This is a genomic window from Pontibacter arcticus (assembly GCF_003284895.1).
GTDB lineage: Bacteria > Bacteroidota > Bacteroidia > Cytophagales > Hymenobacteraceae > Pontibacter > Pontibacter arcticus.
Genome location: NZ_QMDV01000001.1, coordinates 490,014 through 502,265, shown reverse-complemented (window position 1 = coordinate 502,265; position 12,252 = coordinate 490,014). Strand labels below are relative to the sequence as shown.

The following is a 12,252-nucleotide window of genomic DNA, read 5'->3' as shown; positions in this document are numbered from 1 at the left end:
AACATGTTCTGTTTCTTAGTTTATTTAATGTTATTAGAATAATATATCTTTGAAGTTAGGACTAAATACAATTTGTTACACTATTCTAATTAAATCAATTTTTGTTATTAGAGTTATATGAGAAAAATTCTACTATTGAATTTGGCTCTGTTGCTTTGTCTGATTAATCAGGCATGGGCGCAAAGTCACACTGTTTCAGGAACGGTAACGGATGCTACTACCGGGCAGGGCTTGCCCGGTGTGGGAGTAACTGTTAACGGCTCTTCTGTTGGTACTTATACTAGTGCTAATGGAGCCTATACCATAAATGCACCATCAGGAGATGTTACTATGCTCTTTAAATTCTTAGGATATCAAACCCAGGAAATTGCATTAGATGGTAGAAATACTTTAAATGTGCAACTGGCTGAAGATACCAGAGCACTCAACGAAGTTGTAGTAGTTGGTTATTCTACCAGTACACAAGAATCTTTTACCGGTACTGCAAAAGTAATTAGCGCAGCTAAATTAGAAAGCAAGAGTGTTTCTAACGTTTCACAGGCGTTAGCCGGAGAAGTGGCAGGTGTACGTGTTGTAAATACCAGTGGCCAGCCTGGTACAGTAGCAACAATCCGAATCCGTGGTCTGGGTTCTGTGAACGGTAACCGTGATCCTTTGTATGTAGTGGATGGTATTCCTTTTTCTGGTAGCCTTAATTCAATCAACCCTGCTGATATTGCGTCTACTACTGTTTTGAAAGATGCGGCTGCGACTGCTATATATGGCGCACGAGGTGCCAACGGTGTAGTTCTTATTACTACCAAAACTGGTAAAGGGCAAAAGTCTTACATTGAAGCTGATGTAAATGTAGGTACAAACATGAATTTATTACCCCGATACAGCACTATTAAATCACCAGAGCAATATATCGGTTTAGCATGGGAAAGCTTATATAACCAAGGTGCAGCTTATAACCTGGCAAACCCTACTAACTATGCAAATTCAGTTTTGTTTTCTGCTAATGGAATAAGCCCGGGGTATAATATGTGGAATGCAGCCAACGGCGCTCAACTGATTGACCCTGTTACAAGAAATGTAAGAGAAGGTATAACGAGAAAGTATACGCCTGAAAACTGGGAAGACTACGGCTTTCAGAACTCTGCACGGCAAGAAGTTAATGTTAAGTTTGGCGGGTCGTCTAACAAGACGTGTTACTTTTCTTCGTTCGGCTACCTAAAGGATAAGGGATACTTGCTTAAATCTGATTTCGAGCGTACTTCGGCACGTTTAAATGTTAATCAGGAGATAAATAAATGGTTGAATGGATCGGTAAATATTGGATATGCCAGAACCGAAACCAATAACGGAGGCCAGACTGCAGATGCAGGAAGTATATTCTGGTTTGTAGATAACATTCCATCTATTTATCCTTTGTTTATGCGGGATGCTGCCGGTCAGTTTGTTACTGACCCGATCTTTGGCGGCAACCAGTTTGATTATGGTACAGTTACACCACGTGGTTTTGGAGGTTTTACAAATGCTATTGCAGATGCAACATACAATACGAACAGAAACAACCGTAACGAGCTAAATGGCAGCGCAAGTTTGAACGTTACTATTCTGGATGGCTTAACACTGGAGAACCGCATAGGCGTACAGTACTATCACAATAAATTCATCAACAGAGGAAATAAATACTACGGCAATTCAGCTTCGCAGAATGGCAGTTTAACGCATCAAAGAAGGGAGCTGTTTACTTACAATCTTTTAAATCTACTAAGGTATAACAAGACCTTCGGCCAGCATAATCTCGAAGTACTGGGCGCCCACGAAGCAACTGACTGGAATCTTAATACCTTAACTGCATCCGGTTTTAACTTAGTTGATCCGAATATTGAAGAATTAAACAATGCAGTCGTTTCTCAGCCCTCAAAGTCTTTTACACAAGAGTATGCTTTAGAAAGTTATTTTGGGCAGATCAATTACAGCTTCGACCAGAAATATTTTGTATCGGCTACCCTCCGCAGGGATGGATCCTCTAAATTCAGGAATGATAAATGGGGCAATTTCGGCTCAGTTGGTGCAGCATGGCTTCTTTCAAACGAAGGCTTTATGGCCAATCAGAATATATTCAACTCCTTGAAACTGAAAGCTAGTTACGGCCTTATCGGTGATCAGGCTGGCGTAGGCTATTACCCAGGATATGATCTGCTTAAAGTAGGTAACCTGAATGATGAACCTGCTTTATCTAACGGTACAAAAGGTAATCCGGATCTGACCTGGGAAACATCTAAAATGTTCCAGACAGGTATAGAGTTCGGCCTTGGTAACTACCTGTCAGGGTCCGTGGACTATTATATTAAAAATACCGAAGACCTTATCTTTGATAGAGGAGTTGGACCTTCCCTTGGCTATGCTACAATAAAAGTAAATGATGGTAAACTTAGAAACAGGGGAGTAGAGTTTGATTTGACCGGGCATCTTATAAAGAAAAAGGATCTCTTTATTGACTTGGGTGTAAACGGTGAGATGTTCGATAACGAGATCACTTCTATGCCAATCGATCCTACTAAAGGCCAGCAAGAATTTCTTGATGTGCAAGGTACTGTTGCCTGGGCAAAAGGACATTCGGTATACGATTATTATTTACGTGAGTGGGCTGGCGTAGACCCTATAGAAGGCGTAGGAACCTGGAACAGGTATTATGCTGATGCAAATAGCAACGATATACTTGATGAAGGAGAAGGTATTCAGAGTTTAGCCGATTATTTAGCAAACAATCCTGATGTTAAAGAGGGGAGTTTGAAATCAACTACAACTAAAATATATTCTTTAGCTACCACCAGATTTGTTGGCAAATCTTCTATTCCTAAAATCCGGGGAGCGTTTAATCTAGTAGCAGGTTACAAAGGCTTTGAGTTCAGCGCGCAAATGTTATATAGTGTTGGCGGATATGCTTATGATGGTGCTTATGCTCTGTTAATGGACAATGGGATAGTAGGCAGAAATAACTGGCATACAGACATATTAGGCAGATGGCAAAGTGAAGAAAACCCAGGAAATGGCGTGCCAAGACTTTCCAATAACTATGATCCAAATGCTAGTTCGGCATCAACCCGCTTCTTAACCAAAGCAAATTATCTGATTCTTAATAATATCAGGCTAGGATATGCGCTGCCCGCATCTTATACAAACAAATTTGGTATAGGGGGCCTTTCTGTATGGGTTTCAGGAGATAATTTATGGATCAACTCGGCACGGAAGGGCTTTAACCCTACTACTTCAGAAGCAGGAGGATCAAGTTCTTACCGCTATTCTCCTTTATCAACTGTAACGGCAGGTTTAAAAATTAAGATTTAATTAAGCAATATGAAAAAAATCTTTTACATACTTACAGCAGCAATGCTGTCTTTTACATTAACAAGTTGTGAAAATGAATTTCTGGAAAAGCAGCCCAACGAAGAACTATCACCAGAACAAGTAGCAGCAGCAGCAGCAAAAGACCCTTCATTGTTGATGGGAAGTATAGCCGGGTTGTATGCCACTATGTATGATACAGGCACAGGTGGTATTAGTGATGATAACCTTGATCATGATGATTTCGGACAGAAAGGATATGACATTTACAGCGATATGCTTGCATCTGATGTAGCAGTAGCTGGATTGAATTACGGATGGTATGAGACCTTAGTAAGGCATCAGTCTACCAAAGATTTTACCAGAATTGATGCGTATAAGCCCTGGCGTTACTACTACCGTTTGATCCTGGGAGCAAACACTGTAATAGATGCTTTGGGAGGAACAGATGCAAAGCAGATAGAACCTATAAATCGTTTGATTATGGGCCAGGCAAAAGCAGTGAGAGCATATGCTTATTTTTACTTAGCGCAGTTTTATGCAACTGGATATGGAACAGGCTCTGAGAAAATATTGCCGATTTATACTTCGACCAAAGTTCCTAATCAGCCTAAAAGTACCTCAGCCGAAGTATACAATCTGATTATTAGTGATCTGGATGATGCTTTGGTAAATTTGCAAGGGTTTAAACGGAAGTCTAAAGATCAGATAGATCAATCAGTAGTGAAAGGGCTTTTAGCTTATGCTTTAGCTGCGAGGGGGGCTACCCCAGATCTGAATCGTGTAGTAACATTAACAGACGAAGTTATTGCAACTGGTGGCTACAGATTAATGACCTCTACTGAACTAGTCGCTAATGTGGATCCGGAAACCGGAACTGTAACAAACTCACAGGCAGGTTTTAACAATGTTGCAAATCCGAGCTGGATGTGGGGCGTGGATTTAACTATCGCTAATGAGTTGGATATTGTTTCGTGGTGGGGGCAAATGGATATTTTTACTTACAGTTATACCTGGGCCGGCGACCCGAAAGTAATTGACAAAAGCCTGTATGATGCTATTAGAACGGATGATATCAGAAAAAGGCAGTTTGATCCGATTGGTGGTGGAATCGAGAAGTTTTATAAAGGAGACGGATACACGGAAGGTAGCTTTGACCTGATGCCTGTAAATAAGTTTTTCGATCCATCCAGAATACCCGGCGGCCAACGCACTGTAATAACTGATTACGTATACATGCGTATTGAAGAAATGTATCTGCTTAATGCAGAAGCGAAAGCAAAGCTTGGTCAGGATGGCCCTGCAAGAGACAGACTGAAGGAAGTATTAGCCAGCAGAATTCCAAATCTTAGCTACTTAGATGCTTTGAGCGGTAAAGCTTTGCAAGATGAAATTTACCTGCAAACTCGTATTGAGCTATGGGGTGAAGGTAAAGCCTACTTGGCCATGAAGAGAAATAAAGCTACTGTTACAAGAGGCGAAAACCACTTGTTTGAAGCTGGTAAATCTTTTGCCTGGGATTCTGACGAATTGACTTTCCCTATCCCGCAAGCAGAAATACTCAACAACCCGGTACTGAATAACTAATGAGTTAATTCAGCTTAATTCAAACAAAAAAGGCCACTCTATATAGGGTGGCCTTTTTTGTTTAGGCTATACTTTTAGAAAGAATAGGTCATCATGGCGCCATTGTAATCGCCGCCCGAAACAGGGAATAAGCTTAAGTTCGTCTTGTTTGATTTTTTGTGCAACTGTGGTACAAGTATACCTACCGCTGCACCGATGCCGTATCCTAATAAGTTATCACTTAAAAAGTGTTTACCGGCCTTTAGTCTGGCATAACCTACCACAGCAGGAACTGTAGCGGCGGCAGCCCAAACGAAGGGGCGCATCGGCGAATCCGGGTTAAAATCATGGAACACTTTTGCAGCGAAGAAAGATGCTGTAGCAGCCGCAGCTGTATGGCCTGCATAAAAAGAGTTTTGTGCATTAGAAGAATTCTTCTCAGAATAATCAACCTCGGGGCTGTACGTTAAAGGGCGGTTACGTACTACGTTACCATTGGTCATAGTGAACAAGGCACCTGTTATGGCCATCGTTTCTACATATAAACCAAAGATCTGGCCTGCCTTGCCACGCATGTTCTCATTAAGTAAGGTAAGAACCGGCACGGCTACAAAAGAACCGTAAAAAGGATAATCACTGATTGTATTTGCACGCTCAGAATGGTAACCGGCAGAGAACCTGTCAAAACCATTTACATCATTTTTATTCAGGTTAGCCGCTTCAACTTCTGAGAGGCCATCTTTATCCTGCATCAATGTTAAGCCATAGTAGCTAAGACCCATGCCGGCTGCTATAATCGGTAAATCAACTTTTACGCTTGTTTTATATGGAGAATCATCCTGAGCAAAAGTATGTTGTGTAAAAATAGTGATAAGTGAGAGTAGGGTTATTAATCGCTTCATAAGTATTGTATGCCTATAGTATAAATTGGATAAGGTAAGGAACGAGTCAATGTTTAAAAAGTTATGCACTCAGGCGGGTTGTTATGTAAACATTTAGACTTCCGAATGCTTTACTTTTTACAAACCTGAATTTTTAATTTTTTAAACGAGGTACAAGTATGAAATAAGGTTATGCAAACATTCATTTTTAAAGTGTTTAATAACCCGTACATTTGTACCCGCTGCCGCGTAGGCAGATGCTTTTATACTTTGTACCTATAACACAATTGTAAAATGCCATATTTATTTACATCTGAGTCTGTGTCAGAAGGGCACCCGGATAAAGTTGCCGATCAAATCTCGGATGCATTATTAGATGAATTTTTAAAGCAGGACCCACAATCCAAAGTTGCCTGCGAAACGCTTGTAACTACTGGTTTAGTGGTACTTAGCGGTGAAGTTAAAACAGAAGCTTACGTTGATGTGCAGAAAGTAGCACGCGATGTTATCAAGCGAATTGGTTATACAAAATCAGAATATAAGTTTGATGCAGATGCCTGTGGTGTTATTTCAGCCATACATGAGCAATCAAGTGATATAAACCAGGGCGTTGAGCGTGCCAACCCGGAAGAACAAGGCGCTGGCGACCAGGGCATGATGTTCGGGTATGCAACAAACGAAACAGATAACTATATGCCGTTGGCACTTAGCATCTCGCATTTGCTGCTGCAGGAGCTGTCTGCTATCCGTAAGGAAGGCAAAGAGATGACCTATTTGCGCCCGGATGCAAAATCGCAGGTAACAATTAAGTATAGCGACAACCACGTACCTCAGAGAATCGATACGATCGTAATTTCCACGCAGCATGATGAGTTTGTTCTCCCTGAGGGCGATTCGGATGAGGCGAAGAACACAGCTGAAGTAGAAATGCTCCAGCAGATCGAGAAAGACATCGAATCCATACTTATACCACGTGTACTGAAGCTATTGCCTGAGCGCACCCAGAAGTTATTTGATAACGATATCGTTCATCATATCAACCCAACCGGCAAGTTCGTAATTGGTGGCCCGCACGGCGATACAGGCTTAACCGGTCGTAAAATTATTGTAGATACGTACGGCGGCAAAGGCGCACACGGCGGAGGCGCTTTCTCTGGTAAAGATTCTTCTAAAGTAGACCGATCAGCAGCTTATGCCACGCGCCACATTGCTAAAAACTTAGTAGCAGCAGGCGTTGCAGATCAGGTGCTGGTACAGGTAGCGTATGCTATTGGAGTTGCAAACCCGGTAGGTGTGTATGTTACCACGTATGGCTCTACTAAAGTAAAAGATGCAAACGGTAACTTAATAAGCGATGGAGAGATTGCTGACAAAGTAAACAAGTTGTTCGATCTGCGCCCATATGCAATTGTGCAGCGTTTTGGATTGCAAAATCCTATCTTCTCTGAGACTGCAGCTTACGGCCACATGGGCAGAACGCCTGGTACGAAGATGGTAGAAGTACTGGTAGATGGCAAAAAGACAACAAAAGAGTTTGAAACCTTTACCTGGGAGAAACTTGATTTTGTTGATCAGATCAAAGCTGAATTTAATTTGTAATCAGACTAATTTTTATAAACAAAAAGGCCTGCTTCTTAAAGCAGGCCTTTTTGTTTATAGCTATATACTAAGTATAAATTCCATGACAGGTTAATGGGCAAGTTGCTTTTCCTTAAACCTTTTTAGCTGGCGGCGCATCGCATTAACAGCAGCGTCGGCAGCCGCTTCAAAAGAGGGGGCATCTTCCTCAGAGAACAGCGTTGAGCCCGGTACATAAAGTTTTATTTCCACAGTTTTGGTATCGTTTCCGTCGCTGTTATTATGTTTCAGGAAAACTTCCCCTTCCACAATCCGATCATAAAAAGTTGATAACTTATCTACTTTAGCCTGGATAAAATCGTTCAGCTGTTTATCAGCTTCGAAGTGGATTGAATGCATCTGTAGCTTCATAATCATTAAAATTAAAAGATTAAACTTATGCTTTTGGGTGAGCTTTCTCAAAAATTGATTTAAGCCGCTCAATCGAATTATGGGTATAAACCTGCGTGGCAGCAAGGCTGGCATGGCCAAGTAATTCCTTTATAGCATTCAGGTCTGCGCCTTTGTTTAATAAGTGTGTAGCAAAAGAATGGCGCAGCACGTGCGGGCTATTATGTTCGGATGTGGTTACCAAGCTAATATGTTTTTTTACAACACGATAAACAAACTTCGGATATAGTGGAAGTGCTTTAGTAGTAACGAGGAGCTTTTCAGAATTGTTATCTGCCTGCAGGCTTTTCTTATACTTCAAATAACTGCTTATACTTTGTACCAAAGACTCGTTCAGGGGCAGTATTCTTTCTTTGTTCCCTTTGCCCAGCACACGCACTGTTTTAGCCGAAAAGTTTACATCAGCCTCTGTCACATTTATAAGTTCTGCTAATCGCATACCCGTTCCGTACAGAAACTCAAGTATAAGTCTGTCGCGTTGCCCTTCGAAAGAATCTTCAAAAGTAAAGCTATCCAGGAAATTATTGAAAGGCTCTTCGGCTACAAAAGCAGGCAGCTTTTTAGAAGCTTTTGGTGCTTTAATACGAAGCATGGGGTTTGCCGGAATCCGTTGCTGGGCAAGCAGAAAGCGGTAGTAAGACCGGAGGCAGGCTATCTTGCGGTTGATTGATCTGGGCTGGATGTTGTTTTGAACAAGCGTCAGGAGCCAGGAACGAATGATTGTATGATCTGCCTCGGCAGCATCAGTAATCTGGTATACTTGCTCCAGGTACAGCGCAAACTGTCCCAGATCGGTATGATAGGAGGTAAGGGTGTGCGGGCTATACCGCTTTTCGTATTGCAGGTACTTAAAAAATAATTCCATAACTTAGTATACCCTACTTAAACAGCAGGTATACTAAGTTATGGAAAAATAAAATATGTAGCTACGAAAGACTAGTAGTTTTCCTTTGCGAAAAGCGTTTGCTTATACTTAGCTCTTTCCTTCTGCTTTCTTTTAGAAATAGATGGTTTCAAGAAAAAAGTTCTTGCTCTAAGCTCTTTAAGAACACCAGTTCTTTCGAATTTTTTCTTAAATCTCTTTAATGCGCGGTCTACTGACTCGTTATCTTTTACGTTTACAATAATCATTTTTTAGTTCTCGTCTCTTAGAATTAGGGATGCAAATTTAAGCAAGCTTTTACTTAAAAATCAACAGTTTGAATGTTTTTTTATTTCGAAGTATAAAATATTCTCAAAAGTACCGCTGGTTTATACTTTAGAGGCACATTTCAGCGGTATTACTTAAGTATAGCTCTTGATATAACCAGTTTCTGTATCTCACTGGTTCCTTCGCCAATCGTGCAAAGTTTAGAATCGCGGTAATACTTCTCTGCCGGGTAATCTTTCGTGAAGCCGTAGCCACCGAAAATCTGAACACCTTCGTTCGCTGTTCTTACAGCAACTTCAGATGCGTACAGTTTTGCCATAGCCGATTCTTTGTTCACGTTTAAGCCTCGGTTCTTCATATCAGCAGCCTGGTAGGTTAACAAAGACGCAGCTTCGATCTCGGTTGCCATATCAGCCAGTTTAAAAGCGATGCCCTGGAAAGATGAGATCGGCTTATCGAACTGGTGGCGCTCCTGTGAATACGCTAAAGCAGCCTCAAAAGCACCTTGCGCAATACCCAATGATAAAGCTGCAATAGAAATACGGCCACCATCCAGCACTTTCATCGACTGAATAAAGCCTTCACCTACATTGCCCAGAATCTGGTCTTTGTGTATGCGGCAATCCTGGAAGATAAGCTCTGTTGTTTCAGAAGCACGCATGCCCATTTTATCTTCTTTGCGGCCTGCACTGAAACCTGGAGTACCTTTTTCGATTACAAAAGCAGTCATGCCATGCGAATCGCCTACTTCGCCGGTACGTACAATTACAACAGCCACGTTACCGCTTTTGCCGTGTGTAATAAAGTTTTTGGCTCCGTTAATTACCCAATAATCGCCATCCTGCACAGCAACCGTACGCATGTTACCGGCATCAGAACCAGTATTCGGCTCTGTTAAGCCCCATGCGCCAATCCACTCGGCAGTTGCCAGCTTTGGTAAGTATTTTTGCTTTTGCGCTTCGTTTCCGAACTGCAGGATATGGCCGGTGCAAAGCGAGTTGTGCGCTGCCATCGAAAGTCCGATAGAGCCATCAATCTTAGAAAGTTCTGCAATGGCTGTAACATACTCCAGGTATCCGAAACCAGACCCGCCATACTCCGTTGGTACCAGCACGCCCATCAGGCCAAGCTCGCCTAACTGCTTAAATATTTCCACCGGAAATTCCTGGCTGTCGTCCCACTCGCGCATTTTTGGCTTGATTTGTTTGGCGCCAAATTCACGGATCATGTCCGCGATCATGCGCTGGTTTTCAGTAGCTTTAAAATCCATTCGTAGTTTTTTGTAGTGTTTTGTTGTGTATTTACAAGGCCTACACATGCCATCGTTTACAAAGTTAGGCAATTACAGCCAAAGAGCCAATCTGCCAGGTATAAATTGACGTAAGCGAAGGTATAATTATACTTGTTTAAGGCATAAAAGGCATGTATTTTGATGCCGCCTTAAATTTGCTTTATTTTGAAGTTAGTTTGCACCTCTAAGGCTAAAATGCCAAAGGCGCAGGAGGCCAAAAGATGATACATTACCTAAAGAGTCTGTTTAATGGGAACGTGGCGCAGGAGGAATCCTTCAGCGCTATTGGTGTGGATATGCATTCCCATATTCTGCCGGGCCTCGATGACGGATCAGAGAACCTGGAACAGTCTTTAGAGTTGGTACAGGCCATGAAGGCTTTGGGCTATAGAAAGCTGATCATGACGCCGCACATCATGAACGACTTCTACAAAAATACGCCGCAGGGCATCCGCGAAAAATTGCAATTACTGCAATCCGCAGTAACGCAGGCCGGCATTGAGATGGAGTTGGGCTGTGCTGCCGAATATTACCTGGACGAAGGCCTTTTGCAGAAACTGGATGCCGGCGAAGAGTTATTGACGTTCGGAAATAACTATCTGCTATTCGAGACATCTTTCCTGAACGAGCCGCTAAACCTGCGCGAAGCTATTTTTAAGATGCGCTCGAACGGTTACAATCCGGTGCTGGCTCATCCGGAGCGGTATTCATACTTTTATGGTAAATTTAATGAGCTTGCCTCGCTGCGCGAACTGGGTGTTCTGTTTCAACCAAACTTAAACTCGCTAACCGGCTATTATACGCCCAACGCCAAAACACAGGCAGAGTTATTGATAGATGAAGGTTTAGTAGATTTTGTTGGTTCCGATACACATGGGCATAAGCATACCAACACACTCTGGAAGGTGCTCAACAGCAAATATTACGCTAAAATACTGGCTTTACCACTGCGTAACCAGCAATTATAAATGAAGCTTCCTACTTTTAAAAATCCGTAACAATGGTTCTGGTAACAGGAGGCAGTGGCTTAATAGGAAGTTTCCTGATCGAAACACTTATCGCGCGTGGGCACGAGGTAAGGGCTATTTACCGCAATCAAATCCCGCAATTCCCGCAGGCAGAAAAAGCACAATGGGCCGAAGGCGATATCCTGGATCCTTTGTTTTTGAGAGATGCTTTGGAAGGTGTTCAGTATGTTTTCCATTGCGCTGGACTTGTATCTTATGCGCCGCAGGATAAAGAACTTCTGAAGCAGGTGAACATAGAGGGTACGGCCAACATCGTAAATGCGTGTCTTGCCCACGAAAGTATAAAACTCTGCCATGTAAGCTCTATCGCTGCTATTGGTCACTCCAGAACCGCAGACGTGCTCACCGAAAAAAATAAATGGGATGCTGCAGACGAACACTCTGCTTATGCAAGTTCTAAATACTTTGGCGAGCTGGAAGTATGGCGGGGCATATCCGAAGGATTAAATGCTGTAATCGTAAACCCATCGGTGGTTTTAGGGCCCGCAGACTGGAACAGAAGCAGCACACAGTTGTTTAAATATGTGTACAACGAGAATACGTTTTATACCGATGGCGCTGCCAACTTTGTAGATGTACGCGATGTGGTGGAAGCCATGCTAAAGCTTACTTTTTCGGAAACAACGGCAGAACGGTTTATCCTGACTTCGGAAAAAGTAACTTATAAAGAATTTTTCGGGCAAATGGCAGCGTGTTTTGGCAAGAAAGCGCCTTCCATTAAAGTGCCGTCGGCCATTTCTGAAATAATATGGCGCGCCGAACACCTCAGATCTTTATTAACCGGCAGCCGGCCACTTATCACAAAAGAAACGGCTCGGGTTGCATCCAAAAACCATGTGTTCAGCAACCGGAAAGTTTCAAAAGTAACAAACATACAATTCAGGCCTGTGAGTGCCTCTGTTGCATGGTGCTGCGCGCAGCTTCTGGAAAATTTCAGGACAGCAGCAGCCGCACCTGGCAGGTAGTATAACC

Annotated in this window: 10 protein-coding genes; 5 read left to right on the top strand and 5 right to left on the bottom strand. The window is 42.4% G+C overall.

Going from position 1 to position 12,252, the window contains the following annotated elements:
* Window positions 1-117 precede the first annotated feature (117 nt).
* Entirely contained in the window at window positions 118-3,339 is a 3,222-nt protein-coding gene (locus DP923_RS02360) for a SusC/RagA family TonB-linked outer membrane protein (protein WP_112303985.1), read from the top strand.
* 9 nt (window positions 3,340-3,348) lie between these two features.
* Complete coding sequence (locus DP923_RS02355) at window positions 3,349-4,923, top strand: RagB/SusD family nutrient uptake outer membrane protein (RefSeq protein ID WP_112303983.1); 1,575 nt, start codon at window positions 3,349-3,351, stop codon at window positions 4,921-4,923.
* A gap of 74 nt (window positions 4,924-4,997) precedes the next feature.
* Here the strand turns inward: DP923_RS02355 and DP923_RS02350 are convergent, their stop codons facing one another.
* Entirely contained in the window at window positions 4,998-5,804 is an 807-nt protein-coding gene (locus tag DP923_RS02350; protein WP_112303981.1) for a phosphatase PAP2 family protein, read from the bottom strand.
* A 273-nt stretch (window positions 5,805-6,077) separates the two neighbouring features.
* On the opposite strand from DP923_RS02350, the gene metK reads away from it, so the two are divergent.
* Window positions 6,078-7,382, top strand: a complete 1,305-nt coding sequence (gene metK, locus DP923_RS02345; protein ID WP_112303979.1) for a methionine adenosyltransferase — start codon at window positions 6,078-6,080, stop codon at window positions 7,380-7,382.
* Window positions 7,383-7,472: 90 nt separating this feature from the next.
* On the opposite strand, the gene hpf is transcribed toward metK, so the two are convergent.
* From hpf to DP923_RS02325, 4 genes are all read right to left on the bottom strand, one after another.
* Window positions 7,473-7,772, bottom strand: a complete 300-nt coding sequence (gene hpf, locus DP923_RS02340; RefSeq protein ID WP_112303977.1) for a ribosome hibernation-promoting factor, HPF/YfiA family — start codon at window positions 7,770-7,772, stop codon at window positions 7,473-7,475.
* A 25-nt stretch (window positions 7,773-7,797) separates the two neighbouring features.
* Window positions 7,798-8,676, bottom strand: coding sequence for a tyrosine-type recombinase/integrase (locus DP923_RS02335; protein WP_112303975.1), 879 nt, complete (start codon window positions 8,674-8,676; stop codon window positions 7,798-7,800).
* A 71-nt stretch (window positions 8,677-8,747) separates the two neighbouring features.
* Window positions 8,748-8,942 (bottom strand): 30S ribosomal protein S21, encoded by a 195-nt coding sequence (gene rpsU / locus DP923_RS02330; protein ID WP_112303973.1) that lies wholly within the window; start codon window positions 8,940-8,942, stop codon window positions 8,748-8,750.
* 149 nt (window positions 8,943-9,091) lie between these two features.
* Window positions 9,092-10,231, bottom strand: coding sequence for an acyl-CoA dehydrogenase family protein (locus DP923_RS02325; protein WP_112303971.1), 1,140 nt, complete (start codon window positions 10,229-10,231; stop codon window positions 9,092-9,094).
* Window positions 10,232-10,473: 242 nt separating this feature from the next.
* Between DP923_RS02325 and DP923_RS02320 the strand changes: the two genes are divergently transcribed.
* Together DP923_RS02320 and DP923_RS02315 are read left to right on the top strand one after the other, a co-directional pair.
* The gene (locus DP923_RS02320) at window positions 10,474-11,220 is read left to right on the top strand and encodes a tyrosine-protein phosphatase (RefSeq protein WP_112303969.1); all 747 of its coding nucleotides are present in this window, start codon (window positions 10,474-10,476) and stop codon (window positions 11,218-11,220) included.
* Window positions 11,221-11,252: 32 nt separating this feature from the next.
* Complete coding sequence (locus tag DP923_RS02315; RefSeq protein ID WP_112303966.1) at window positions 11,253-12,245, top strand: NAD-dependent epimerase/dehydratase family protein; 993 nt, start codon at window positions 11,253-11,255, stop codon at window positions 12,243-12,245.
* Window positions 12,246-12,252 lie beyond the last annotated feature (7 nt).